General features: G+C 66.7%; 16 protein-coding genes. 3 read left to right on the top strand and 13 right to left on the bottom strand.

Going from position 1 to position 26,299, the window contains the following annotated elements:
- Nucleotides 1-16 precede the first annotated feature (16 nt).
- Genes PverR02_RS14710 through PverR02_RS14700 form a run of 3 tightly spaced genes read left to right on the top strand, consistent with a single transcriptional unit; the run spans nt 17 to nt 16,987 of the window.
- Nucleotides 17-3,673 (top strand): hemagglutinin protein, encoded by a 3,657-nt coding sequence (locus PverR02_RS14710; protein ID WP_079443713.1) that lies wholly within the window; start codon nt 17-19, stop codon nt 3,671-3,673.
- Between the two features lie 25 nt (nt 3,674-3,698).
- On the top strand, nt 3,699-5,090 hold the full coding sequence (locus PverR02_RS14705) for a ComEC/Rec2 family competence protein (protein ID WP_079443712.1): 1,392 nt from the start codon (nt 3,699-3,701) through the stop codon (nt 5,088-5,090).
- Nucleotides 5,091-5,131: 41 nt separating this feature from the next.
- On the top strand, nt 5,132-16,987 hold the full coding sequence (locus PverR02_RS14700) for a lytic transglycosylase domain-containing protein (RefSeq protein WP_079443711.1): 11,856 nt from the start codon (nt 5,132-5,134) through the stop codon (nt 16,985-16,987).
- Nucleotides 16,988-17,152: 165 nt separating this feature from the next.
- On the opposite strand, the gene hypE is transcribed toward PverR02_RS14700, so the two are convergent.
- Genes hypE through PverR02_RS14635 form a run of 13 tightly spaced genes read right to left on the bottom strand, consistent with a single transcriptional unit; the run spans nt 17,153 to nt 26,294 of the window.
- Entirely contained in the window at nt 17,153-18,220 is a 1,068-nt protein-coding gene (hypE, locus tag PverR02_RS14695; protein WP_046484092.1) for a hydrogenase expression/formation protein HypE, read from the bottom strand.
- Nucleotides 18,217-19,353: a hydrogenase formation protein HypD gene (gene hypD, locus PverR02_RS14690; protein WP_079443710.1), complete on the bottom strand. Its 1,137-nt coding sequence runs from the start codon at nt 19,351-19,353 to the stop codon at nt 18,217-18,219. The genes hypE and hypD overlap by 4 nt, the downstream gene beginning before the upstream one ends.
- Nucleotides 19,350-19,583, bottom strand: a complete 234-nt coding sequence (locus tag PverR02_RS14685) for a HypC/HybG/HupF family hydrogenase formation chaperone (RefSeq protein ID WP_017845603.1) — start codon at nt 19,581-19,583, stop codon at nt 19,350-19,352. The genes hypD and PverR02_RS14685 overlap by 4 nt, the downstream gene beginning before the upstream one ends.
- The gene (locus PverR02_RS14680) at nt 19,574-20,737 is read right to left on the bottom strand and encodes a Kae1-like domain-containing protein (protein WP_079443709.1); all 1,164 of its coding nucleotides are present in this window, start codon (nt 20,735-20,737) and stop codon (nt 19,574-19,576) included. The genes PverR02_RS14685 and PverR02_RS14680 overlap by 10 nt, the downstream gene beginning before the upstream one ends.
- On the bottom strand, nt 20,730-21,743 hold the full coding sequence (hypB, locus tag PverR02_RS14675; RefSeq protein ID WP_079443708.1) for a hydrogenase nickel incorporation protein HypB: 1,014 nt from the start codon (nt 21,741-21,743) through the stop codon (nt 20,730-20,732). The genes PverR02_RS14680 and hypB overlap by 8 nt, the downstream gene beginning before the upstream one ends.
- A 23-nt stretch (nt 21,744-21,766) precedes the next feature.
- Nucleotides 21,767-22,114, bottom strand: a complete 348-nt coding sequence (locus PverR02_RS14670; protein ID WP_017845600.1) for a hydrogenase maturation nickel metallochaperone HypA/HybF — start codon at nt 22,112-22,114, stop codon at nt 21,767-21,769.
- The gene (locus PverR02_RS14665) at nt 22,107-23,189 is read right to left on the bottom strand and encodes a HoxV (protein WP_079443707.1); all 1,083 of its coding nucleotides are present in this window, start codon (nt 23,187-23,189) and stop codon (nt 22,107-22,109) included. The genes PverR02_RS14670 and PverR02_RS14665 overlap by 8 nt, the downstream gene beginning before the upstream one ends.
- A complete protein-coding gene (gene hybE, locus PverR02_RS14660; protein ID WP_079443706.1) occupies nt 23,186-23,689 on the bottom strand; it encodes a [NiFe]-hydrogenase assembly chaperone HybE in 504 nt (167 codons plus the stop codon). The genes PverR02_RS14665 and hybE overlap by 4 nt, the downstream gene beginning before the upstream one ends.
- The gene (locus tag PverR02_RS14655) at nt 23,676-23,906 is read right to left on the bottom strand and encodes a rubredoxin (RefSeq protein ID WP_017845597.1); all 231 of its coding nucleotides are present in this window, start codon (nt 23,904-23,906) and stop codon (nt 23,676-23,678) included. The genes hybE and PverR02_RS14655 overlap by 14 nt, the downstream gene beginning before the upstream one ends.
- 7 nt (nt 23,907-23,913) lie before the next feature.
- Nucleotides 23,914-24,807, bottom strand: coding sequence for a hydrogenase expression/formation protein (locus tag PverR02_RS14650; protein ID WP_052743351.1), 894 nt, complete (start codon nt 24,805-24,807; stop codon nt 23,914-23,916).
- Entirely contained in the window at nt 24,804-25,286 is a 483-nt protein-coding gene (locus PverR02_RS14645; RefSeq protein WP_017845595.1) for a thioredoxin domain-containing protein, read from the bottom strand. The genes PverR02_RS14650 and PverR02_RS14645 overlap by 4 nt, the downstream gene beginning before the upstream one ends.
- Complete coding sequence (locus PverR02_RS14640; protein WP_079443705.1) at nt 25,283-25,657, bottom strand: HypC/HybG/HupF family hydrogenase formation chaperone; 375 nt, start codon at nt 25,655-25,657, stop codon at nt 25,283-25,285. Before PverR02_RS14640 ends, PverR02_RS14645 begins: the two co-directional genes overlap by 4 nt.
- A 1-nt stretch (nt 25,658) precedes the next feature.
- The gene (locus PverR02_RS14635) at nt 25,659-26,294 is read right to left on the bottom strand and encodes a HyaD/HybD family hydrogenase maturation endopeptidase (protein ID WP_046484246.1); all 636 of its coding nucleotides are present in this window, start codon (nt 26,292-26,294) and stop codon (nt 25,659-25,661) included.
- Between the last annotated feature and the right edge of the window lie 5 nt (nt 26,295-26,299).

Raw genomic sequence — 26,299 nt, 5'->3', positions numbered from 1 at the left:
GCGACAGGGAGCCGTCATGAGCGTACCGGTGTTCGAACACGTCACGGCGGGTCTTTACCGCCTTTCCACCCTCGCAGAGAGTGGCCTGGAGCACTATTGGGCAGGCTATCTGGCCAGCCCCGGCAGCGACCTCGGCGCCAGCGCCAGCCTGGCGCAGACCTGGGCCGACCAGGGCGGCGCCTATCTGTTCTGCGCGAACGCACCCGCCGATCCGGCGACGTTCGTCGCTGACCTGCGCGCACTGTGGCCGCGCCTGTCGCCCAAGGGCTGGCTGCGCCTGCTGTGGATCGCCAACCCGGCGGACAGCGCCAGCCAGTGGCAGACCCAGGGCATCGACGCGCTGCCCGTTGGCGAGCCGAGCGGCGGCTGGCGGGTAGTGCGCGATATGCGCTTCGGCCTCGGCCAGTACGCGGTGGCGATAAAGGGCGGCAGCGGCCTGGTCGCCGGCAGCGATAGCCTGCTGTTCGACGGCGCCGGCCTGTCCTTCTTCGCCCCGGGTGGCGTCTATGCCGCAACCCAACCCCAATGCCCACTGCCCTTGAACGGTACGCAGCTGGGTTGCCTGAGCTTCGGTATCCGCGCCGGCAATGGCCTCGACGAGGAGGCCGATGACATGCAGCGTCTCGGCGTCATGCTGCGCTACGGCGAAGCCGATATCGACAGCCCGGTGGGCGAAGTCAACCTGATCGACATGCCGCTGTTCCGCCAACTGGACGCCACGCCCTTCGACCTGGCCGTGGCCTTCGATCCGCTGAACCCCGAACTGCCGCAACGCAGTGCGCTGGTCTTCGCCACCGGGCAAGGCAGCGTGCCGACCCTGGGATTTGCCCAACTGAGCAATACCGGACACACCACCCTGGCCACGCCACGCGCCAGCAGCGGCGACCTGCCGGGGGCGCGCCTGAGCTTCGGGCGTACTCCATTGTTCGATGCCGCGGATGTCGCCAGTGCCAACCTGGTCTGGCACCTGGCGCCGGATGGCCTGTTCGACCTCGGCACGCCCCAACAGGCGCACAGCAGCGATGGCAACACACGCCTGATCCTCGGCGTCGCCGGTACCGAGACCGTGGTGCTGCCGCAGGACAGCACCTCACTGCTGCTGTTCCAGGCCAATGGCGCGGCCTATCTGCCGCCCGCCCGCGAGGAGGCGAACGGCGCAGCCCTGAGCGACCTCGGCACCACCGCCTGGGCCACCGTGCTGTCCGATGGCGGCGGTGGCCGCAGCTACGAAGCACAGCCGCCGCGCTCGCCGCTGTTCAACGCAGCCAGGGTGCCGGTGGCGGGTTTCCTCTCCTACCTGAACATGAACGCCGCCACCCTGCCGACCTTGCAGGCGAGCCAGCAGAGCACGCCGGTGGTCTGGCCCATGGGGGTCTATGCACGGATTGCACCGCAGGCGATCGACCAGGCCGCCCATCTGGAGGACACCGCCCTGGCGCCCATCCGGCGCAAGCTGATCGGCCTGCCGCCACTGGAAGCACCGCGCAGCGCGCCCACCGGACGCCTGCGCCTCGGCGTGCCGGCCGAGGCTGCGAATGCCGACACCCCACCGCTGGGCGTTACCCCCAGCGGCCTGATCGCCGTGCTCGACGCCGCGCAATCGGCATGGGCCGGCGTGCTGTTCGCCAACATGCCGCAGTCGGATACCGGGCAGTTGATCCTCACCGAGGTCAAGCCGCCCTTCCAGGCCGCGCTGCAATCCAACCAGTTGTTCATGGTGGTGGCCGACGTCGACACCTTCATGGACCAGGGCAGCTCGGTGGCCTATCAACTGACCGCCGCCAACGCCGTCTCGCGCCTGCTCGCCGCCGGGGTCCCGGCCGCCCAGGCCCAGGCGATCAACAATGCCCTGAAGGCACTCGGCTACCCGGAATTCCCCAACGAAGCCGCGTTCGATGCCGCAGTGGCGGCCAGCGCCGGCGACTACCTGGCCGCGGCGCAAGCGGCGGCGGGCCTACTGCGCGCCGATATCGAAGGCTGGACCTTCCAACTCTCGCCGCGCTCCTGGCGCAACGACGCCCTGACCCCGACGCTGATGCTGTTCAAGTACTGCGGCCGGGCCATCACCGACCTCGCAGCGGACACCGGCGCCTGGTGCTGGCCAGCAGTCGCGCAGGCTGCGGACGGCTCGCTGGCCCCGACCCAGGCCGCACTCGACGCGGTGATCAGCAAGGCGCGCCTGGCCGTTCTCGACCCGGATATCGGCGACAGCGATCCGCTGGTGCTGTTCTATCACGAGGTGCTGGACAACCCGCGCTGGAACGGCGTGCTGTTCCTCAATGCGCCGATCGACTTCCAGGACATGCCCTCGGCCCTGCGCTTCATGGCCGCCGGGGTCGACCGCTCGCGCTTCTACGCCCATCACGTCGGCTTCTCGCTGACCCCGTACACGCCGCAAAACGGCATCATCGACCTGGGCCAGACCGCCGTGTTCGGCCTGATCGATTACAACGACCCGGACGACCTGGTGGCCTCCACCACCATCCCCTTCGGCTACAAGACCCTCTCCATGCGCGTGCGCTTCGACAATGCGCGGGTGGTGGACTTCTCCGCCGAAGCCGAACTGATGGTCAACCGCCTGTTCGCCTCATGGCTGGCCAAGGTCGATCGGGCCCGTGGCAACAACCTGATCCTCACCGGCAGCTATCAGCGTGTTGGTGGCCAGCCGAGCTATTCCTTCAGCCTGCTGGGCAACAACGTGTTCCAGAGCAATGGCGCGGCCCTGGCCTCCATCGATATCCGCGACTGCCGGCTGGAGACCGCCGCCGCCCCGGTGGACGGCCTACTCACCGCCAACTTCGTGCTGGCGGGGCGTCTGGCCTTCGTCGAGATTCCCGAGTTCGACCTGTTCGGCTATGGCCCCGGCGACGCGGTCAACGGCTACCTGAGTTTTCAAGGGCTGGTGGTGGCCATGTCCTTTGCCATGGAGGATCCGTCGCAGCAACGCTTCACCTCCGGCGAGGCCGGGGTCGGTTTCAACACCGGCCCCGGCGCCTCACTGGCGCGTCCGGCCTCGTTGGTGGAGAACTTTCCGTTGCGCCTCGACGGCCTGGTCGCCGCCCCCGACCTGGCCCCCGTCGGCCAGCCGCCGCAAGGGGCCACCCCGGAAAGCCTCGGTTTCACCTCCATCGGCGCGCCCCTGGACCAGCAACCCCTGGCGGCGCCCTGGTTCGGCCTCAGCCTGGCCCTGGACATGGGCACCCTCGGCGCCCTCAGCGGCGCCATCGGCCTGAAGATCACCGTGCTCGCCGCCTGGGGCCCGGAGCCGGTGGCCGGCGACCCACCGGTCTACTTCGGGATCAAGCTGGGCATGTCCAATGCCATCAATGGCAGCCTGCCGTTGCAGGGCGTGCTCAAGCTGGGCTTTCGCACCTTCCTCTTCGAAACCTGGCGCGACAGCGACAACCGCCTCAACTACCTGCTGCGCATGCGCCGCTTCGCCCTGTCGGTGCTGGCCTGGAGCTTCCCGCCGGGCAATGCCGACCTGATGCTGTTCGGCGCTCCCGGCAGCCCGAAGACTTCGTTGGGGTGGTACGCGGCCTACCTCAAGGATGAGGACAAGAAGAAACAGCAAGCCGTGCTTGCCGCCCCGGCACCGCGCCAGGTGGCCCGGCGAACGCCGGACAGCAAGCGCCTGGCGCGTTCCGGACGGCGCACGCCGCCGGTTATCTGAAAATCAACAGCAAGGGACGCTGCCCATGAGCAAACAACGCCTTTACTGCCTGGATGTCGGCCAGGGCATGTGTACCTATTTCGAAGGGTATGACGACGACGATAACGTCATTGCCAACGCCCTCTTCGACCTCGGCTCGACAAAAACCCGCCGCCGTGCGGGACGCCCGACCATCCAGTTTCTCAAGCAGCGGATCATCGCGCGCAGCGATGACGACGAAGGCTACCTGGACGCGGTCTTTCTTTCGCACAAGGATGCCGACCACATCAACCTGATCCGCGGCCTGCTGGAAGAACTGCCGAACATGAAGATCGGCCACGTATTCCATAGCGGTCGCTACAAGTGGTACGCCGGCAAGAAAACCAAGAATGTGCTGGGCGAACTGGGCAAGCGTACCGAGGATGCCAGCACCCACGTCTTGAACTTCGCCGTAGGCACCAGCAGTTTCCCCACGGGCGACCCGCAGCACTGGCACTCGATCTGGGGCAACGAGAGCGTCAATGCCTATGTGATCGCGGTCAATACACCGATGGCCGATACCAAACAGGGAGTAGACGTCGATGTTGCCTACGCAGCCTACGATGAGCCCGACGGCAACCTGGCCAACTCGACCTCGCTGGGCATCTACCTGCAGATGTTCAACGTCGGCGCGGTGATCTTCGGCGACGCGACCTTTTCGACCTTCCAGTTCGTCAATCGGCATTTCCTCGAACACAAAGTCTGGCTGTCCAATTCTTTCATGCTCCAGGCACCGCACCATGGCAGCCGCTCTACAACCTTCGGGCTGAAGGTGTCCAACGCGCTCATCAGCAAGGAGGCCGCGCAAGTGGTCAGGACCTTCGCCTCGCTGACCTACGGCGCGACGATCATCGTCAGCGCAGACACCAGCCATGACCATCCCTCCCTGGACACCATCAACGCGTTCTTGCCGTTCGCCGACCATCGCGGCCCCTGGTGGGCCGATGAACATGTCCAGCCCAATCACCTGGTCTCGACCTACTTCGACGTACCGCTTTCCAACACCCAGGGCGCGCTGAATACCAATTACACCTACCAGACCGACCAGAACTACTACACCAACCTGTACTGGGGGCGGGAAACCAAGAAAGGCAACTTCAGCTTCCCTCCGGCCAAGGAGTTGACGGCCCCGACCGCCGCGTTCGCCGAAGGCATGAACTGGGGCTACGAGGTGACTGCGCAATCCTCTGTGGACCAGCGCAACATCCGTTTCATCGGTTTTTCCAGCAACCGCCTGCCCAAGAGCAGCAAGCAGCTCGCCGAGGCCTTCGCCAGCGTTCCTCTGGCCGACGAGGTTGCCAGAACCAGCCCGCCGCCAGCACCTGCGCCCGCCAACGGGGCCGCCCGCGCGCCTGCACATGCACAGCGCAACCTGCGTCGTCTGACCCCGCGTCCCTGATGGGTCGTGCTGAAGCTCCAGTTTTTTCTCCGAGGTAATCTATGTCTGTCGCCACCGTTTACTCCGCGCTGAACGCCTCGATCCACGACGGCGTCATCGACCTCTGGCAAGCCTCGACACAATCCGTGCTGGCGCCGCTACGTGGTGTGCTGGAACTGTTCGGCATCCATGATTCCTGGCTGTTATCCAGCGCCAGCCTCAGCCAGGGGCTCGACCGGGTCACCCTCAGCGCCAGCGGCCATTTCGGCCAGCCCGGCGATCCGCAAGGCATGCGCTTCGCGGTCCATGGGCAATTGCTCTATACCCAGACCGACGCTAGCAGCGGTCTGTTCCAACTGAGCCTGGCCATCACCTCGACGGGCTGGACCTTCTCGGATTTCTTCAATCCCTACTGCCTGCCACAGACCCAGGGCGAGCCCGTCGATGGCGGCGACTCGGTGGTCTGGAAGCCCTCTTTCCTGCAAGGACTGGTACTGGAGGCCCCCGTGTTCCAGGCTGATAGCCGGACCGATGCCAGCTTGACGCTCTCGGGACGCCTGCCGGCCAACGACGCCTTTTCGGCAGCGCTGGACATGCTCGCCCCATGGCCGCTGGCCTTGAGCGGCACCTTGAAGATGCCGGCCACCTGGAGCGACGTACCGGTCATGGACCTGTTGGCCAGGGCCGCCGGTTCACCGGCGCTCAACGTCGGCTCGCCGGCACCAACTGGCGGCGGCCCGGCGGGCCTGGCACTGAGCAATCTCGGCCTGGAACTGCTGGTGCGCGATGACCTCGATGAAGCACTGTGGAACCGTACCAGCTTCTCGGTCATCAACCTGGTCGGCACCGTCAGCCTGGGCCGCGACAACGCGGCGCTGGTGGCCAACCTGTCCACGCCATTGCTGGTGGTGGGGGCGCAATGGCGCCTGACCGCCGTATTCGACCCGGCCCACGCCTCGATCGTTCGCGGTATGGCGCAACTGAGCACCATCTTCGGCCTGCCCGCCCTGCCCCTGCCGGACAATTTCCCGCTGCTGGAAACCTTCAAGTTTCGCGAGGTCGACCTCACCTTCACATCGCCGACCGGTGGGGGGCTCCCGCAATTGCAGGCATTGGGCGTGACCATCGGTTCCGACCAGCAATGGTCGCCGCCGGTCCCTTTTGTCACCCTGCACAGTGTTGGTACTCGCTGGGTCTGGGGCTGGGGCGCAATCAGCGTCGACGGTGGCGCAACACGCTATACCGGCACCGTCAGCGGCGCGGTGTTCGGCACCCTGCGCTTCGGCGACAACGCCAATACCGGTAAGAAAGTCGACATCGATGTCTCGGTCAGCCTGCCGCAGTTATACATCCAGGGCCAGATGCGCAATGGCGACTACATTCCCATCGGCCAGGCCTTCAGCTATTTCTTCGGCGCTCCAGGCCCAGCCGTGGGAGGCCTGCAAAGCGCCGTGGTCAGCGAGTTGGGGTTCGCCGCCGATCCACTGCTGCAGAATTATTCCGCCGAGACCCTGGTGGTATTCGGTGACCCGGACAACGACACACCCAGCGCCGACCAGGGCTGGGACATCAACCTGGTGGTGATCACCCTGCGCCTGGAGGAAATCGGCTTCTGGATCGCCGCACAGAACGGCAAGATCGGCGGCGGCCTGAATGGCGTGTTCTCGTTCTTCCCCGCCGCCGCGAACGACGACTACGAGAGCCCGCGCCTGGTGTTCAGCGCCGATTACCCGGTGCAGGACCCGGACGCCCCCGAGGGTTGGCGCTTCGCCGGCGGGCTCTACCAGGGCACCAGCATCAACCTCACCGACCTGGTCGCCCAATTCCTCGGCCTCGGCCGGGCTCCGGCCTCGGTACCCGTGCTAATGGTGGACCGCCTCGACGTCAGCCTCTCCACTGGCGACAAGTCCTATGAACTGGGCGGCACCATCTCCATGCGCTGGACCCCGACCCTGTTCGGCACGGAATTGAAGATCTCGGCAGCAGCCAGCATCGATATCGCCCGAAGCGGCAGCACGCCGGCGGACAAGCCGGCCTCGGGGCGTCTGAGCGGCGAGTTCTCGATCAACCGCATCGGCGTGGAAGTGGGCATGGACGTGGGCGTCGACGAGCCGACCTACCTGCTCAAGGTCTACGTCGATACGATCTGGGTCCAGGCCATTACCGCCTGGCGCGGCGACAAGGACAGCACCACCAACCCGCGCCACCAGGTGGTCTCGGTGCAACTGGGCGGCACCACCCTGGGCGACATGCTCGAGTACCTGGTCAACCTGGCTGCGCCGACCCTGGGCTTTACCCTCGACTCGCCGTGGGACGTGCTCAAGCGCATCGAGCTGTCCAGCTTCGTCTTCACCCTCGACCCGACCAACAACGTGGTCGAGTTCGTCTACAAGGCCAAGGTCGACCTGGGCTTCGGCAGCCTCTCGGCAATCGGCGTGCGCTATACCCGCGCCGGGGCCGGCAAGGTGGAACTGATTCTCGAAGGTTCGCTGCTCGGCAAGTCCTATACCGGCGACGATGCGTTGGCCTGGGATGTGGTCAACGACCCGCCGCCCGCCGTGCCGGGCACCGGATCTTCGCTGGTAGAGCTGCGCTACCTGGGTATCGGCCAGCGCATCCGCCTGCAGAACCCGGTGGACACCGTGGCCGGCAACCTGGCCCTGCTCAAGCAGTTCATGCAGCCGGTGGAGAATCCCGGCAACCTGCCGAGCACCGGCAGCAGCGGGGTCGCCTTCTGCGCCGATAGCCAGTGGCTGATCGGCCTGGATATCGGCCTGATGGCCAATACCGTAGACCTCGGTTTCCTGTTCAACGACCCGATCCTCTACGGCCTGTCGGTCGGCCTCAACGGCGAGAAGGCCGGCAGCCTCGCCGGGCTGCGCTTCGAGATCCTGTACAAGAAGATTTCCGATGACGTCGGCATGTTCCGCGTCGAGCTGCGCCTGCCCGATGCCTTCCGTACCTTCCAGATCGGTATCGCCTCGCTGACCCTGGGCACCGTGGTGATCGAGGTCTACACCAACGGCAATTTCAAGGTGGACCTGGGCTTCCCCTACAACCAGGACTTCAGCCGTTCGTTCTCGGTCCAGGCCTATATTTTCATCGGTCGCGGCGGGGTCTATTTCGGCCTGCTCGACGGGGTCACCTCAACCCAGGTGCCACGCATCAGCAACGGTACGTTCTCGCCGGTATTGGAACTGGGCATCGGCCTGGCGGTGGGGGTGGGCAAGGAGATCCGCGCCGGAATCCTCGGCGGCGGTGCCTATGTCGAAGTGCAGGTGATCTTCCAGGGCGTGCTCGGCTGGTTCAACCCGTCCAGTGCCGGGCTGCCGTCGGCCCAGTATTTCCGCGCCCAGGGCATCGCCGCCCTGCACGGCAAGGTCTACGGCTACGTGGACTTCAAGGTGATCAAGGTCTCGCTCAGCCTTGAGGCCTATGCCCAGGTCAGCGCGCTGTTCGAGTGCTACCGACCCACCGAATTCACCCTCAAGGTCTCGGTGCGCGCCGAGGCCAAGGTGAAGATCCTGTTCATCAAGATATCCTTCAGTTTCCATGTCTCGCTGGAGCTGTCCTTCACCCTCGGCTCGGTGCAGCAGACGCCATGGATCGTCGCGCCGGGCGGCGACCCCAAGGGCTTCCAGAGCAGCCGCCTACTGGCCGCGCCGGGACGGGCCGGCAGCCTGTCCGGCGGCTACGGCCCTCGGGCACGGCGCAATCGCGCGCAGCGGGTAGCGGTGCTCAGCGCCCAGCATCTGCACCAGGTGCTGCTGCGCAAGCGCGCGAGCAATGCCCTGGCGCTGGTCGAGGGCAGCGATTGGGACTGGGACCCGAGCCGCAGCCAGTGGCCCGACGGCCAGCCGCGCAGCGCCCTGCTCTATCTGCTGCCGAGCATCTCCATCGGCGATTTGCCGGTGTCCTGGAGCGGCCCGGCCCAGGCCGATGCAGCGCCCAACTACCGCGCCGCGTTCATTCTCTGCGCCAACTCCGGGGTCGACCCACAGGCACCGACCGCCCGCGCCGAAGCCCGGCGCTCAGCACTGCACCACGCCCTCGCCGCCAGCGCCGAGGACACGGCGAGCCTGACCCCGGACCTGTGGGTGCGTACCGTGTTGCTCTATGCGCTGTACGCCATTCCCGATGGCCCACGGACCGAGACCGATCCGCTCACCGCCGGCCAACTGGCCCTGCTCACCGCCGTCCTCGACGACCCGCAAAGCGCCGATGTGGCCTTTGCCTGGAGCCATCTGGAGACCCTGTTCGCCACCAACCTGCACCTGCTGCTGGGTGCCGATCCGGGCGCAGTCACCGAAGTCGGCGGCATGGTCGCGCCGCTACCGCCGGGCCTGACCCGCAGCGGCACGCCAGGCGGAACCCTGAACTTCGCCGAGGTCAATCCGGTCGGTCCCTGGTACGAATGGCAACTGGCGCAGTACATGGGCCAGTACCTGCCGGTGGGCGGTGCCAGCGGGCCGCGTCCGGCCCTGGACGATCCGGCGACTTACGAGTCCTTCCCGACCTTCATCTTCCGCGACTACTGCCTGATGTTGGCCAAGGCCGCCGTGCAGGAAGCCGGCGACCTGCTGGCCAGCACCACGCTCAGCGTCGCCGACAACGGCAGCGGCCAGGGTCAGTCCCTGGCGCAACTGGCGGCAGGCTTCGCCAGCGCCACCGTCGACTACCCGGTACGCGCCGGGGATACCGTCGAAAGTGTCGCCCAGGCCCTGGGCGCCAGCAGCGCCGAGTTGCTATTCCTCAATCCCGCTCTGGAGCGTCAGTTGGCCAGTGCGCCGGTGGGCAGCCGCCTGCCGGTGAACCTCGGCATCGCGCCGGAGGTGCTGGCCGAGGACAACGCCAATGAAGCCTTCGCACTGCACAGCGTCGAGCTGGGCACCCTGATTCACCAGGCCGCCAGCGGCGAAACCCTGGACGCCATCGCCAGCCTGTTCAACCTGGCCAGCAGCAGCCTGCTGTTCGAGGCAGACGGCAGCGGCCTCGGCGAATCCGCCGAACTGCTGGACCCGGCGATGCCCTTCGACCTGCCGCTGCGGACCTGGAACAACGGCCCAGCCGACGCGTTGCTGGCCGCCGCCACGGCCTATGTACGCTATCGCCGGCCACCCCTGCTCGCGGCGGACTGGTACGCCCAGGCGGTATTCGACGGCAATGCCGAACTGATCGCGCAACTGAGCCGCAACGACCTCAGCCTGAACAGCCAGGAACTGCCGCCAGGCCAGACCCTCCGGGTGCCCCAGGGCTTCAATGCGCTGGAGCCGACCAGCGCCTACATCACCCAGCCCGGCGACACCCTCGACCGTATCGCCGCGACCCTGGCCCTGGTCCAGGTCTATCCCACGCAGTCGCCACCGGAAGCGCCGGACTGGCAGGCCTTCCTCGGTGCCGTCAGCGACCTCGGCGACCACACCTATGTGCTGCCGCTCACCCATGACCTGTATGCCGTCGCCGGGGAAAGCCTCGACGACCTGGCCCGGCGCTTGCTGCTGGATGTCAGCTGGACTTCCAGCAACGACCCGGCGCTGGGCACCTGGCAGTATGCCTGGGCGAACATCCTCGCCTGGGCCGGCCCGGCCGCCTTCCTCGCGCCCCTGGCCCTGGTACCGGTGCCGAATGCCGTGGCCAAGGTCGGCGAAGACCAGAGCCTGAGCTTCACCCTGCTGGCCAACACTTACGGACTGAGCATTGCCGATGCCGCCGTGCGCCTGGAACATCTCGCCGGCCTCTACGCCATCGACACCGTACTGAACGTGACCCAGGTGCCGGTGATCAGCATCGACCGACTGCTCGATCAATTGCTCGGCGGCGAAGCCCTGCCGCGTATCGTCAACCAGGGCTCGCGCTCGCTGATGGCCGGCCTGCGCGCGCCGAAGCCGGTGACCGACGCCCAGGGGCATGCGGTCGCCGACCCGCAACAACCCACCCCGCTCTACGACCTCACCGGCCAACAGTTCGACCTGGCGGTGGACACCTCGCCGGACAAGGCCGACGAACCCGCGCTGGACATGACCCTGACCGTCCAGAGCAGTTGGATCAGCCTGGTGGACAGCGCGGTCGCCGCTGCCAACACCCGGCCAGCCAGCCGCTTCCTCGCCCGCAGCGAGATCCCCGTCGGCATGGCGGTGCCCACCGAGGTGGTGCAGAGCCTGAACTACCGCTACAGCAACGCGCAGATCATCGCCATGGGCCCGGCCACCAGCCTGAGCCTGCCGGTGGTCAAGGCGCCAGCGGCCATGGCCCTGGCCGGACGCTCGCCGAAAGCCTACGGCCTGACCCAGCGTATCGAACTGCAAACCCCGGTGGTCCTGCCGATTCCCGGCATGGACGCCCCGCCCGTGGGTGCCCAACCGACCCTCTGGCCGCTGCCGGCGGATCTGCGCGCCAAGGCCCTGAGCGGTTCCAGCGTGGCCTACGACCTGCTGACCACCGCCGAAGGCGCCAGCGCCGGGCGCGATGCGGTCGCCGTCGAGAGCGCCACCTGGGCCTGCCGCATCCCCGTGGCGATCAAGCAGATCAACGACACCCTGACCCTGTTCGCCCTGCAAGGCGTGGACGAGGCCGAGCGTCCGACCTTGCTGGCTTTACGCGCCTGGCTGGCGGCCGGCGAAAGCGCCGGCACGGTGGTCAAGGTACTGGCCCTGCCGGCGCCGAATGCCGGCAATGCCGCCGGGGTCAGCGTGCTCGACGGCACGCCGGAGCAGACCTGGCTGATCCAGGCCAACCTGTCCACGGAAAGCGTGCCGCGCGCCCCTGACGTCACCCTCGGTCGGGTCCACAGCCTGGCCCGTGACGGCGATCCGGCCCCGGCCGCGTCGCTGAATGAGCTGGAGCGCTTCGTCACCCTGCTCTGGGAAGGCAGCGTGGTCGGTGGCTCCGGTTACACCCTGGGCCTGGAAAAAGGCCTGCCGGCCAGTGCCCTGGATGCCAATGGCGTCGCCACTATCGATCTGCTGGTGATCGCCGGCACCCAGCAGGCCAGCGCGCCGCAGGGCCGCAGCCTGTTGCCGTTCAATACCTGCGCGCTGGTCGCGCCGGGGCTGGATGCAACCATCGGCACCCTCTATGCCGAGGACCATAACGAAGAAGACACCATTCTGCAGGCCCTGGTACCGGCGGGCAGCGTCGGCTTCAACCTGACCCTGGACGCGCCGCCGGAACAGGCCGAGAGCACCGCCCAGTTGCAGGCCCGCAGACTCTTCAGCCTGCTCGGTACGCAGATTCCGGCCAGCCAGGATTCGCCCTTCGCCATGGCGGCTTCGGGCATGCCGGCACCGCCCACCCCGGTGGACAAGGACGCGCCCCCGGCGTGGAAACGCGAGCGCCTGATCCGTCGCGGTGTGCTGCGCGACAAGCGCCTGGCCGAAGAGGCCGATGCGTACTGGCTGTATGAGCAGATCCTGCCGCTGTACCGCTTCGCCACAGCGTCGCCACTGCCGCGTGTGCTCGGCCTGCCGAGCCCGGACGACGACCCGTATCGCGGCTTCGGCTGGGCCACAAGCCTGCCCTCGGCCCTGGTCGAGCTGAACTTGCAGGACATCTTCGGCAACCAGACCGGCGCCAACCCCGCTGGCCAGGGCCAGGTCAGCCTGCCCAGCGGCTATACCGATCCATTGCTGGGCGTCGGTGACTGGCCGGCGCAGGTCAGTGCCTGGGCGGTCAGCGTCAGCGATGCCCAGGTGACCCTGAGCATCAGCCTGGAGGCGCGCCCGGCCACGGTGATGCCGTCGCCAAGCCAGCCCGGCGATGCAGCCGCGCAAACCGCCGAGCGCCAGGCCGAAGCCTACGCCAAGGCCTACTACCAACTCGGCCAGCCGCTGAGCGCGGCGGTGGAAACCAGCCTCGACATCAGCGCCGCCCACGGTATCGACCAGCAACCGCTGTGGCGCTTTGCCGCCGCGTCCCAGGCCTTCAGCGCCAGCGCATCGCGCCTGGGTGCCGCACGTGCCCCGGCCAATGCCACCCTCGCCTCGCTGGCCGAGGACTACAGCCTGCGCTACGCGGAAATGGCCCTGGCCAACGCGCAAGTGCCAATGCAGGCCCTGTTCGGTGTCGGTGCCCTGCTGAAGGTCCCGGCCTATGCGCTGTTCGCCGAAAACGACACGGCGCAGAGCATCGCCGCTATCACCCGCCCCAGCGGCTGGCCGAGCATCACTGCCGAGGCGTTGCTTGCTGCCCGCGAGAACGGCGAGCTGCCGCTGCGCAGCGGCGCGGTACTCAAGGTGTCGCCCGCACTGACCCGCAATACCGCCGACGGCAGCGCCAACCTGGCGACCCTGGCCAATCTCCTCGGCACCCTGCCGGGGTTGCTGGCCGGGGATAACGCCAGCCTGACCATCCTCACCCCGGGCATCACCTTCTCGGTCGCGGTGTCCGAGGCCGAGCAGGTGTCGGTCACGGTGACCGAGGCCGATGCACCGGCGCCGATCCGCTCGCTGGCGCAGGTCTGCACCGCCTTCGCCGCCCTCGGGGTGAATATCAGCGTCACCGACCTGGGCCAGAGCCATCAGGCGCTGCCGGCGATCTTCCAGGCCAACCAGCTGATTTCCAGCACGGTCTGGGTCGCGGGCAACGACGACAGCCTGGGGCACAACGGCAGCGGTCTGGACCAGGCAGCCCTGGCGGCGCTGAATACCCGCTCGGTCAATCTGTTCGAGATGGGCACGCTGTTGTATCTGGGCGACTTCAACGCCGGTGCGGGGATCAGCGCCGACGGCGCACAGACGCTGCACCAGTTCGCCGATGCCCACGCCTGCCCGGCGGAACTGCTGCTGGGTGCCAACCCGGATCTCGCGGTGCCGGCGGACGGCGCCTTCGCCCTGCCAGGCCGGGTGAGCTGGCCGAGCGACGCGGCACAGGTGCGGGTGCCCTACACGATCCAGGGCGGCGACAGCCTCGACACCATCGCCCCGCGTTTCGCCCAGAACACCCTGGACCTGGCCACGGCCAACCTGGAGATGCCAGTGGTCGTGGCCGGTGGCGTGACCCTGAGCATCCGTGTCGGCGGCCAGTCCTACAGCCTGACCACCGCCGCCAGCGGGCAAAGCCTGGCCGTCACCCTGAGCCAGCTGCAACAACTGGCGCCTGCGGCGACCCTGGCGGATCTGCTGGCAGGCATGGGCGACGATAGCCAGGCGCTGAACCCGGGCGCCCTGCTGATCTGCGCCCCCGCGCAATTCGCCAGCGCCACCGCACCATCGGCGATTGTCGGGCTGCTGGGGGTCAGCGCCGGAGCCTTCGCCCTGGCCAACGTCGGTACGCCAAACCTGATCGCCAGCGGTATCCGCCTGGATGCCCCGCAAGGCCAGGCCAGCGTGGTCACCCAGGCCAACGACTGCCTGAACAGCCTGATCGTGCGCTTCGCCGAAGCCGGGGTGCAGGTCAATGCCCAGGAAATCGTCGAAACCCCGGCGAACGCCGACAAACCGTTGTTCGCCGCCGCGGCACCGGCCCTGGTACCGCCAAGCGGGATGCGTATCCGCCTGCCGATCGGTGCCAGCGGGCCTTATCCGGGGCCGGCCTTCCCGCTCAATGTGAGCCTGACCCTGAGCCGGCCGACGGCGCTGATCAACCCGGACTTCGCCGCCGATAACAGCGCAGGCGTGTCGCGCAGCAGCAGCCCGATCCCGGCGCCGCTAGTACCTGCGGCCGAGGACCAGGGCGGCGGCCTGGCCTTCAATGCCTTTATCGCCGCCATGCGTGCGGCCCTGCCCGACCTGCGTATCGCCACCGGCCGCGCCCTGGAGGACAGCCGCGATCTGTGGGCGGTGAACTTCGGCGACACCGGGATCCGCTCCCTGAGCATCGCCGGGGCCACCACGGTGCCCGGTGCTCCGGGTCCGCAGCCGCGCTTCTTTGCCCTGACCCCGCTGTACAAGAGCCTGGTCAGTCGCCAGGGCGTCGGCCTCAACGTTTTGCTGCCCGACGGCACGCTGTCGCAAGCCAGCAGCCAGCACGACTTCCAGGGCATCGACGTGGAGCCCTGGGCCGGGCGTTTCCTCTCGGACATGGACCGCATCCTCGGCGCCAGCAACGTCGCCGCGCTGTACCGTACCCCGGATACCCGTCAGACCCTCAGCGACCTGGTGGCGGTCAAGCGCCAACTGGCCGGAGCTATTCCCGAGGGACTGGAGCCGGTCCTGGCAATCAGCGACCCGGATGCCGTCGCCGGCCAGGCGGCTGCGGCCACCACCCTGCAACAGCAACTGGGCGTCAACCTGTCCCGGGCCTGGAGTGCCTCGACCCTGGTGCAACTGAACCGCGAGGTCGCGTCGGCCTGGCAAGACCCGCACAGTGCATTGCTGCCAGCGGACATGTACGGCGGCATCGAAGTCACCAGCGGCGGCGAGGAACGCTCCTGGAGCATGAGCGCAGGCAAGTGCTGGCTGACTGACTTCTCGCCGTTCATCACCCTGCTGCTGACCGAGTCCGATCCCGCCAGCCACCGCACGGTCACCGCCAACATGGCCTTCGGCATCACCGACCTGGAGCGCAATATCACCAGCGCTGGCCTGCCCGACGGCTATGCCGCGTCGCAATGGCTGACCTTCGTCCCGCCGCTGGGCGGTAGCGACCTTCCAGCGGCGTTGAGCGTCGACCTGGGTGAAGTCTCGGTGCCGATTGCGCTACGGGATTTCCCGGCGCTGCCGGTGATCGTCGAGCAACGCGCCAGTGCCACCGCGCTGAACGCCGAACTGCGCCAGCGCCTGCGCAGCGGCCGCGCCCTCAGTACCCTGCGCGCAGACAGCGAGGTCAGCCTCGCCAGCCTGGCGCGGTGGGACCACCGCTTCACCTACTCCCACGAGCATGCCGAGCAGGACGACGTCAGCCTGACCCTGAGCTACAACCTGCGCCCCGACCCGATGATGCGACTGGCCGTCAGCGACGTGGATCTGTTCGTCGAGTTGGCGCGCTATATCGCCGTGGCCGATGGCCTCTGGGACATCCTCGGCGACCTGCCGCAAAGCGGCGCCCTGACGCCGGTGCAGAGCAATGCAGCCAATACGCTGCGCGATCTGGCCCGTGCGGTCGCCGGCAGCTGGAACGTGCGCCTGGTCGACAGCCGCCCGGATGCGCGCCTGCAGGCCCCGGACACCGATCAGTTCAGCTTCCAGGCGCGGGTCACCGACCGGGGTGGGCCGCAGACCAGTCGCGAAGTCGCCAGTCTCGGCTTGACGGCACTGAGCGCCGGCGTCGGTCCCGACGGGCAATGGCCGCAGGTCTGGGCATTGACCGCAGCGGGCTTGATGGTGCAATTGGAGCGCACAAGCGTCTCGGCCAGCGAGTCCCGTTACGAGGTGGCGCCGGGTGTCCATGTCCCGGCGTCGTGGCCGACCTTCAGCCTGGTCTTCGCTGGGCTCAACGTCGCCCGCTGGCAGAACGCGACGGGCTCGATCCTGGTCCAGCGCAACCAGAAACTGCTGGGTGCCGACGGGCCCTCGACCAATCCGGCGTTCGTGTTCCAGACCGACCGGGTCGAAGCCGCCAGCGTGGCCACCCCACTCAATGCCTGGGACCAGCGCGTGCCGCTGGCGACTGCCCCTGCCACGATCAGCGCAGCCCTGCAGGCGGCCTTCGACAGCCTGTTCGGCGACGCTGCGGAAAATGGCGGGCTACGCATCACCGTCGGGGTGGCCTATGCCTACGAGCTGGCCACCGACCCACTCGAACCGAACCATGGGTTGGTCGGGGAAACGCCGGTGTACCTGTATCCCAACCAGACGCTCGACAGCAGTACGGCGGGCAATCTGCAAACGGCGGTGGATACCTGGCGCGAGCAGGCCAATCCGCAGCGGGATGGCGGGGAATGGGTGTTTTCGTTGACCCTGTATTCGTCGCTGGTGGAGGACCGGCGACCGTTGCTGGTGATCGGAAATATGTATCTGCCGATGCTGCTGGAGCAACGTTGACGCCGCTCAGAGGATGATGTGCGGCGTGACGGCTGCACATCCGAGGGGGCTCTCACCGTCCTGCCGTTTGTCAGCCTTACCCCCTGCCGACTTGGCAGGGTTGTGGAACGCATGGCGGCAACTGGAGGATGCCGCCGTTCGTTGCTGACTCAGGGCTTCAGGGCCTCAGCAGATTCTTGGCAGCTGTTCGCCCGACAACCAGTCCACCACCCTGCGCCCGCCGAATCGGGTCTGCATCTGCACGAAACCGTGGGCGTCTTCAAGGACCGTGCCGATACGCACCGCATGTTCGCCCAACGGGTTGAGGCGCATACAGTCGAGCAGCGGCTGGGCGTCTTCTTCGGCGCAGATTGCGATCAGCTTACCCTCGTTGGCGATGTACAGCGGGTCCAGGCCCAACAGTTCGCAGGCGGCTTCAACCTGCGGCAGCACGGGAATCGCCGCTTCGTCCAACAGCATGCCGACTCCGGACTGACCGGCAATTTCGTTCAGCGTGGTCGCCAAACCGCCTCGGGTCGGGTCGCGCAGTACGCGCAGGCCGGGAGCGACCGCGAGCATCTGCGCCACCAAGCCATGCAGCGCCGCACTGTCAGACAGGATTTCGGTCTCGAACGTCAGCCCTTCTCGCTTGGACATGATCGCCACACCGTGTTCGCCGATGCTGCCGGACACCAATATCGCATCGCCGGGGCGTGCGCGATGCCCGCCCGTGTCGACCCCGTTGGGGATAATGCCGATGCCGGTGGTGCTGATGAACACGCCGTCGCCACTGCCGCGTTCCACGACTTTGGTGTCGCCGGTGATGATCGGCACCCCGGCATCGCGGGAGGCGCGGCCCATCGACTCAACGATGCGCTTGAGGTCAGCGAGGGCAAAGCCTTCCTCGATGATGAAGCTGGCTGAGAGATAAAGCGGCCGCGCGCCGCCCATGGCGACGTCGTTGAGGGTGCCATGCACAGACAAGCTGCCAATGTCGCCACCGGGGAAAAACAGCGGCGACACCACGTGTGCGTCGGTGGCCATGACCATGCGTTCGCCGGGTTTGAGTTCCGGGCTGAAGGCGGCGCCATCGTTGCCCTGGCGCAACCACGGGTTGTCGAAGGCGGCGACAAATAGCTCTTCGATCAACTGCGCCGAAGCGCGCCCGCCAGCACCGTGGCCCATATCGACCACGCCGTCGCGAAAATTGAGGGGGCGTACATAACCGCGTTTTACGGGGGAACGGCCGGTCATACTGCAACAACCTCGATGTCTTTATAGCGCCCGTAGGCGTAATGAGCGGCGCAGGCGCCTTCGTTGGAGACCATGCACGAGCCCATGGGGTTTTCCGGGGTGCATACGCTGCCGAACAGGCGGCAGTCGGTGGGCTTTTTCTGGCCGCGCAGGATCGGCCCGCATTCGCAGGCTTTGTTATCGGCCACGGCGCGGTAATGCAGGTCGAAGCGTTTTTCTGCATCGAAGGCGGCGAATTTCGCGCGAATGCGCAAGGCGCTGAACGGCACCTCGCCAAGCCCGCGCCATTCGAAGCTCTCACGCAGTTCGAAGATCTCGTCCATCAAGGTCTGGGCGGCGCTGTTGCCATTGCGGCCGACGGCGCGGACGAATTCGTTTTCGACCTCGGCGCGCCCGTCGTTGACCTGGCGCACCAGCATCAAAATCGCCTGTATCACGTCCAGCGGTTCGAAACCGGCAATCACCACCGGCTTGCGGTATCGGCGGGCGAACTCGGCGTAGGGTTCGGAGCCAATGATGATGCTCACATGCGCCGGGCCGACGAAGCCGTCCAGCTCCACCGCCGCCGGATCTTGCCCGGGGGCGGCAAGGATATGCTCGATGGCCGCCGGGGTCAGGACATGGCAGCACAGCACGCTGAAGTTTTTCAGGCCGCGAGCGGCGGCGTCGCGGATCACCAGGGCGGTCGGCGGCGTGGTGGTTTCGAAGCCAATGGCCAGGAACACCACTTCACGCTCGGGGTTGGCCTCGGCGATTTTCAGCGCATCGCTGGGCGAGTAGATCATGCGGATATCCGCGCCTTGTGCCTTGGCGCGCAGCAGCGAGAGGCCACCGGACGCCGGCACGCGCAGGGTGTCGCCATAGCTGCAGAGGATCGCTCCGTCCTCCAGCGCCAGCTTCACCGCCAGGTCGATACGCCCAATCGGCAAGACACACACCGGGCAGCCGGGGCCGTGGATCATGCGGACATTGGCGGGCAGCAAATCGCTCACGCCGTAACGCGATATCGCATGGGTGTGGCCGCCACAGAATTCCATGAAGCGGTATTGGCGTTCCGGCCGGACTTCGTCGCGGATGCGCTCGGCAATGCGTTGTGCCAGTTCGCCGTCGCGGTATTCATCGATGTACTTCATAGGGCTTCCGGTTGCAGGCGGTCCAGCTCTTCGAACATGGCCAGGGTCCGCTGGGCTTCTTCGGGATCGATCAGGCCGAGGGCGTAACCGACGTGGACGATCACGTAGTCGTCGACCTGGGCTTGCGGCACCAGCGCCAGGGAGATTTCCTTGCGGATACCGCCCAAGTCGACGAGTGCGTTATCGCCGGCGCGCAATTCGATCACGCGTGCGGGAATGGCTAGGCACATGCTTGGGATTCCTTCAATGGCAAAGCGGGTTGGCGCTGCGGGTCGCGCCAGTGCGCGGCAACCCAGGCTTGACCCAGGGCCAGCCCGGCATCGCCGCACGACACAGCCTGCGCGCTGAAAACCGGTAAGCCCCTGGCGCTCAATCGTTGCGTGAGCCGGGCACTGAGCAGGCGATTGGCGAAGCATCCGCCCCCGAGCAGCACCGGCAGCGTGGTGGATTGGTGCTCGACCCAGTCAGCGAGAGCGGCGGCCAGCGTCAGGTGAAACAGCGCCGCGCCTTCTGCGCTGCGTGCGCTGTCGGCGAGTTCGAACAGGCGGGTCAGCAGCGGGAGCAGATCGAGCACGCCGTCAGCGCGGAGATGCCACAGGCCGTCGATGACGGGCTCGGCGTGGGTTGCCAGGTATTCAGCGGCCAGACGCTCCAGGGCAATGGCCGCCTCGGCCTCGAATTGTTGACGCACGCTGATGCCGAGAATCCCCGCAGCGGCATCGAACCAACGGCCGGCGCCACTGCTCGGCGGGCAGTTGAGATTGCGCGCGAGCATCTGCGCGACAGTGTTCGCGCTTTGTTCGCCGACCAGCGGCCCGAGCCGCCTGAGGATTTCATCGTCGCGCCCCAGCAGGTGCAGCGCCGCGGCGGCCAGGCGCCAGGGTTCGCGGGCGGCCACATCGCCACCGGGCAGCGGCAGCGGCAATAGATAGCCAAGTCGGCGCCAGGCATCGTTGGCCACCCAGAGCAACTCGCCGCCCCAGGCTGCACCATCGCTGCCAAGGCCCACGCCGTCCAGCGCCAGCCCGAGTACCGGGCCGTCGAGGCCATGTTCGGCCATCAGCGCGGCAATGTGCGCGTGGTGATGCTGCACGGCTACGGCGGGCACGTTGAGTTTTTCCGCCAGCGTCACCGCCAGTTGCGAGCTATAGAAATCCGGGTGCAAGTCATGGGCGATGGCTTGCGGCGTGACTTCAGCGCACGCCAACAGAGCGTTCAACGACGCCGCCAGGTCCAGGCAGCTTTGCGGGTCGCCCAAGTCACCGTGGAGTGGCGACCACAGCACCTGATCGCCCTGCAACAGGCAGGCGGTGTTCTTCAGCCACGCGCCACAAGCCAGCACCGGCGGCCAGACCTGCGCGCCAGGCAGTTTTTCGCTACGCATGCGGGGCCTCCACCTGAGCTTTGAGGCGGGCCAGTTCAGCTTCCAGTTCGGCGATGCGCGCGGCGCGTCGGTCAACCGCGGGGGCGCCGGCCAGCAACCAGTCGAGCCAGGCATCCAGCCCGGTGCCGTCGCGGGCGCTGAGCTGGATGATCTGGATCTGCGGGTTGACCTGTCGCGCATAGTCCAGGCAGCGCTGCACGTCGAAATCCAGGTGCGGCAACAGGTCGATCTTGTTGAGGATCATCAGGCGCGCTGCGGCGAACATGTCCGGGTACTTGAGGGGTTTGTCTTCGCCCTCGGTCACCGACAGGATCGCCACTTTGCCCGCCTCGCCCAGATCCCAGAGCGCGGGGCAGACCAGATTGCCGACGTTCTCGATGAACAGCATGCCGGCCGGCTCACCGCCGTCATGGGCGTGATGGCTGTGTTGATGCTGTTGAGTCTGTACGTGGGCGTGCGGCTGCTGATCAACGTGGCTATGCACAAACGGCTGATGCGTGTGACCGGCCGCGTGCAGCGCGTCGTGCAGCGGCAGGCGGCTGTAGGCTTCGGTGATCATCCGGGCATCGAGGTGGCAGCCTTTGCCGGTGTTGATCTGGATCGCGGGTACGCCGGTTTCGCGGATGCGCTCGGCGTCGTGACGGGTTTGCTGATCGCCCTCGATCACCGCCAGCGGCAAGTCGGCGCGGCGTTGGCGCAGGGCCATGAGGGTGCTGCACAACAGGGTGGTCTTGCCGGAACCGGGGCTGGACACCAGATTGAGGGCCAGTACGCCGTGGGCGGTGAAGTTTTCCCGGTTACGCGCAGCGTGCCGGTCGTTTTCGCCGAGGATGTCTTGCTCCAGGCGGATGGTGCGGGCCTGGCTCATGCCGGGCACTGAAACCCGCGCCTGACCCGCGCCGTAATGCAGGTCGCCGGTAGCGTCGACCTGCACATCGCTATCGGTGGCCGGAGCTTCGGTCTTGTCGTGTGAATGTCCGGTTCCGCAACCGCAGACGACGCACATGGTGTACCTCCAAAATCAAACGATTAATGATCCTCGACCTGCAGGTCGAGGATGCGCAATTCAGTCCCGCCGGTGGGTTGCAGCCAAAAGCCGCCGCATTGCGGGCAGCCGGCGCCGCGCTCGATCAGCGGCACGCTGATGGCGCAATCCAGGCACCAGGCCTGGCCCGGGGGTTGTTCAATGTCGATTTGCGCGCCGGCCAGCAAGGTGCCGGGCGCCAGTGCTTCAAGGGCGAAACGCAGCGCCTCGATTTCAACGCCGGCCAGCGTGCCAGCCTCCAGGCGCAGGCGGCTGACCCGCACGAACGGATCGCGCCTGGCCGCCGCCTCGACGGCGCTGAGAATGCCGCCCGCCAGACTCACTTCATGCATGAATAATGTCCTCGTTCGATGCTGCTTCTAGCTCGAGGGTGAAGCCGATGCACGGGTCGAAAGCCGCGATCAACAGCTCAGCGCGACGTCGCGTGGCCGGATCGCCGGCTGACATCGTCGCCAAACCCTGGGCCAGCGCGCCGTGGGGATGAAGGTTCCATTCGGTCGGCGCGATGACCTGATAGTCGCGGATCAACACACCGGCATTCATTCGCTCCAGACAGACCCGGTGCAACAACAGGCCGCGCGACGTTTCGCTCCAGGCCAACGCCTCGTCGGGCCCCAACGCCAATGCGCCGAGTGCCAAGCCAGCGGGCCGTGGCAGCGAGAGCCGCGCCAGTTCGGCGAGGCGCGCGCCCAGACGCAGCCAGACGCTGGCGTAGCGTTGTGGGTCGGCCTCACGCGCGCGGGTCCAACTGCCCGTCTCACAGGGTAGCCCGAAGGCCACCGGATGCAACGCAAAATCGCTGGCCTCTCGCAGTTGGGCGGCCACCACCTGCAGCGCTTGGGTGTTGCCGGCCAGTGACAGGGCATGCACCGGCAGTTGCAGGGCGTGGGCATCCTCGCGGCAATCGGCCAGGGCGTGTGCCAGCCAATGATCGCTGCGCTGGCTCCACTCATCGAGCGCGCTGAACGGCTCGGCGTCCCATCGTTCAAGCCATTGCGCCACCGATTCGCCCAACCAGGCGGACATCGCCTGTTGCGGGGCGTGTTCCCAGGCATGCAGTTGGCTGAGATCGGGGCGCACCGACGGGTTACCCAGCAACCGCGGCCATTCGAGCAGCATACGCCGCACGTGCTCGCGGCGGGTTTCGGCCTCCAGCATGCGCTGGGTGTTGGGGTCGATGGGGGTTTCGCCGTGCAGTGCGGTGTTGACGGCCAACGCTGCGGTCAAGCGGTGCGCTTGCCCGCACAGGCTATAGAGCAACGGCAAGTGGTGCGCGGCGGTCTGTGGCGGCTGGCCGCGCAACAAGGTGGCGGCCAGCGCCGGACGCCCGCCGACAATCGCGGGCTGCTGGCCGGGACGCACCCGCAATGAGCCGCCGAGCCGCGCCAAGCTTGCCATGGCGGTCATTGCGCTCCCCCGGAGACGCGTCCGAACAGCAAGCCACGGCGGCTGATGGCCGGGCGTTCGGGTGCGCGTTCGGGCGCATCCCGCAACAGCGCCAGCACCTGTTCGGCGGTTTGCCGGGCCGCGTCCTGATCGGCGAATTCAAACATCGGTGAAAACAGCGAACAGCTCTCGTAACCACCGATGCCTTCGCCGTCTGCGCCAATGAAGGTCAGGCACTGCCCGCCAAATTGATGTTCGCCTGACGCCCCCTGAGCCAGGAGTGTGTCGCGGTTCTCCGGCAGCCAGATCAGGTTCATGAACCAAGGGCTGATCAGAACACCCAGCACCCCGGTTGCCGCGTTTTCCCCGGCGATTTGCGCGCTGAAGCCCACCGCCTCGACCACCAGCTGTTGATTGAGAAACGGCAACCCGCGCATGCGTGTCTCGGCGATGCCCTGGAAGTGCGCGCACAGGGTTTGTGCCTGCTGCGCCGGGCCGTCTTGGCGCTCAGACAGGTTCATCGATCACCATGAACTGCTCGGCATCGCCATCGCAATTCGGGCAACGCCAATGTTCCGGCAATGCGGAGAACGGCGTACCCGGCTCAATCTGCCAGACCGGGTCGCCGTCGCGCGGGTCATACACCCACCAGCAGATTTTGCATTCCAGGCGGGTGGCGTCGCTGATCCGGGCGTTGTCGCCACCGTAGCTGCCTTCGAAGCCGGTTTTTTCGTTCATCGTGACCTCACTGCCCTTCGAACCACTGGATAACGTCTTCGAAGCGCTCCAGTGAGTCAGCCAGGTCTTCGGGGGCGGCGCAGATCACTTCCGGCAGGTCGGTGATTTCGATGGTGTCGAGGATTTGCGCATCCTGTGAGTTGAAGTACGTGATGCGCCAGCAGTTCTGGATCCGGGTCGCGCTGATCAGGCAATTGCCATAGCCACGGGCCAAGGCGCGCACCGGGCCGGCGGGCAAGTAGGCGTCGAGGAAGGCGATGTCCTGTTCGGACAACGGCAGCAAGGTCAGGTTGATGACATGCACCTGATCGCCGGGTTGCCAGTGTTGGCTGCGGTCTTGTACCTCGGTCAGGATCGCCGGGGCGTTCATGACGCCAAGCGGCAACGCTGACGACAAGTCGAAATCCGCCGGTCGGGCCGCCGCGCGGGCATTGCCGCGCAGTTGCGAAGGCGCGGCGCCCACTTCGACGTGATCGTAGCCCTGGCCGTAGATGCGCCATACGCCGGCGAAGATCGATTCCTGGATACGCAACGACGGCTGCGCGGCAATGATCGCGCTGACCTCGCCTTCGCCCAGCAATTGGTCGAGCAGCTTGCGGTCGCCTGTTTCCAGGCCACTGAGGTCGACGCTTTGCGTGGTCAGGCCGTTATTGCAGTCGCGCAGGCATTGCAGCAACGCTTGCAACGCGTGCCGCGCACCGGGCAGCGCCGCAAGCTCTTCAGGTTCGGGCAGCACCGGAATGCTATGGGTATACATGCCCTGAGGCATGCTGATGTATTCGAGCACGTCCTCATCGTCGGGTTGCGAGCCGGGGCCGATATCCACCACGGGGATGTAGTTCAGCGGATCGAACTCCACGGCGTGGCTTTGTGCATCGCGGTGATTGGCATCGTGGTTCATTGGCAACCTCCGGGGGCGCTGACTGGGGCACCGGCAAGCAATGGAATGCGCGCGTTGCTTTGGCTCACGGCAGCTTCCGCCAGGCGCAGGTATTCGTCCCAGTCGAGCATGCCGCTGAAGGTGCTGACGTAACCCGCATCGCGCAGCCACACCAGCGACGGCCAGCGGCGCACGGCAAAGCGCGCGGCGATGGCTTCTTCATCGGCGCGACCGACCACGCCCAGGCGCAGGCTCAATTGGTGGCGGCGCGCGATTTCCACGCGCAGTTCCGGCAACACCACGGCCACGTCCAGGCATTCGGGATGGCGTACCGGGTCACCGCACAGCAGCAACAGGCAGTCGCCCCCTTCGGCAAGCCAGGCATCGAGGTTGTCGGCGTCGATCCAGGTCGCGTCGAATTGCTCCACCAGCCGGCTGATCAAGGCCGGGATGGCGGGTGTCACGGGAATGGGCGCCATGAAAACAGCGGAGTCGCTCATGTGGGGTCCTTGACTGACGGTTGAGGTGGGGTGAGCGCGGCAAGCGCAAGGGGTGGCGACGCGTGGCCCAACAAGGCCGCCAGTTGCTCGGCGTTCATGGCCGAGGGCAGGCTGAAACCCGGCACGCTGTCGGGCTGCGGGGCCGTGCCGAACAGGGCCGCTTCGAGCAGGCGCAGGGTGGAGTCGATTTCGCTGGCGCGTTGGGCGTCGAGGCGTTCACGGGCGGCGTCGAGAAAGATCAACAGCCAGTCGCCGACCGCACACGGGCCGACCAGTGACAGGTCGATACGGCGCTCTTCGCCGTGGCGGTCGCGGCAGCGGGCGAAGCCCAACTCGGCCGCGATCACTTGCATGGGCAATCCGATGCACATATCAGGCGCGCCTGGCGAGGATGCGTTCGTCGCCGATCCGGCAGGCTTGCTGTTCGGACGGGCGTTCGTTTTCGTAGCGTTGCAGTTCGAGGTGCGGCAGGGTCACCGCCTCTTCACCCGCGAGTGGCGAAGCGCGCTTGTGCGGTGCCGCGCCCCAACCCTCGAGCACACGCAGCGCCTCATCCAGCGCACCTTCCATGGCGGCCCTGACGCTGGGGCGCAGGCTGCCGCCGTAGTCCATCATGTTTTCCGGCTGGCAACCGATCAGCAGCACGCGTGTCGGGTAATGGCCGGTCAGTTGCGCGAGCATCAGCACCTCCTGAAAGCCGGTCTGGTGCAGGCTGAGCTTTTTGATGCCGAGGAATTTGGGGACATCGTCGTCGGCGATGAACTTCAGTTCGCCAGGCGCGAGGTTGTAATCCACGGCGTCGAAAATCAGCAGGTAATCGGCTTGCTGGACATGCTGGATCAAATACAGGCCTTGCGTGCCGCCATCGATCAGCGCCACGTTGTCGGCGAACTCATAACGCTGTTGCAAGGCTTCGACGCAACGAACGCCGAAGCCTTCGTCGGCCCACAGGAGATTGCCGATGCCTAGCACAGTGATCTGCGGCAGTGTCGGTTGGAGAGGACTCATGGCGG

The organism is Pseudomonas veronii (assembly GCF_002028325.1).
Classification (GTDB): domain Bacteria; phylum Pseudomonadota; class Gammaproteobacteria; order Pseudomonadales; family Pseudomonadaceae; genus Aquipseudomonas; species Aquipseudomonas veronii.
Note: the sequence above shows the minus strand (reverse complement) of the source record. Positions and strands in the feature narration are given on the sequence as shown.

Coding starts and splice junctions, on each gene's coding strand:
- PverR02_RS14710 (WP_079443713.1), top strand. CDS start 17: ATGAGCGTACCGGTGTTCGAACACGTCACGGCGGGTCTTTACCGCCTT.
- PverR02_RS14705 (WP_079443712.1), top strand. CDS start 3,699: ATGAGCAAACAACGCCTTTACTGCCTGGATGTCGGCCAGGGCATGTGT.
- PverR02_RS14700 (WP_079443711.1), top strand. CDS start 5,132: ATGTCTGTCGCCACCGTTTACTCCGCGCTGAACGCCTCGATCCACGAC.
- hypE (WP_046484092.1), bottom strand. CDS start 18,220: ATGACCGGCCGTTCCCCCGTAAAACGCGGTTATGTACGCCCCCTCAAT.
- hypD (WP_079443710.1), bottom strand. CDS start 19,353: ATGAAGTACATCGATGAATACCGCGACGGCGAACTGGCACAACGCATT.
- PverR02_RS14685 (WP_017845603.1), bottom strand. CDS start 19,583: ATGTGCCTAGCCATTCCCGCACGCGTGATCGAATTGCGCGCCGGCGAT.
- PverR02_RS14680 (WP_079443709.1), bottom strand. CDS start 20,737: ATGCGTAGCGAAAAACTGCCTGGCGCGCAGGTCTGGCCGCCGGTGCTG.
- hypB (WP_079443708.1), bottom strand. CDS start 21,743: ATGTGCGTCGTCTGCGGTTGCGGAACCGGACATTCACACGACAAGACC.
- PverR02_RS14670 (WP_017845600.1), bottom strand. CDS start 22,114: ATGCATGAAGTGAGTCTGGCGGGCGGCATTCTCAGCGCCGTCGAGGCG.
- PverR02_RS14665 (WP_079443707.1), bottom strand. CDS start 23,189: ATGACCGCCATGGCAAGCTTGGCGCGGCTCGGCGGCTCATTGCGGGTG.
- hybE (WP_079443706.1), bottom strand. CDS start 23,689: ATGAACCTGTCTGAGCGCCAAGACGGCCCGGCGCAGCAGGCACAAACC.
- PverR02_RS14655 (WP_017845597.1), bottom strand. CDS start 23,906: ATGAACGAAAAAACCGGCTTCGAAGGCAGCTACGGTGGCGACAACGCC.
- PverR02_RS14650 (WP_052743351.1), bottom strand. CDS start 24,807: ATGAACCACGATGCCAATCACCGCGATGCACAAAGCCACGCCGTGGAG.
- PverR02_RS14645 (WP_017845595.1), bottom strand. CDS start 25,286: ATGAGCGACTCCGCTGTTTTCATGGCGCCCATTCCCGTGACACCCGCC.
- PverR02_RS14640 (WP_079443705.1), bottom strand. CDS start 25,657: ATGTGCATCGGATTGCCCATGCAAGTGATCGCGGCCGAGTTGGGCTTC.
- PverR02_RS14635 (WP_046484246.1), bottom strand. CDS start 26,294: ATGAGTCCTCTCCAACCGACACTGCCGCAGATCACTGTGCTAGGCATC.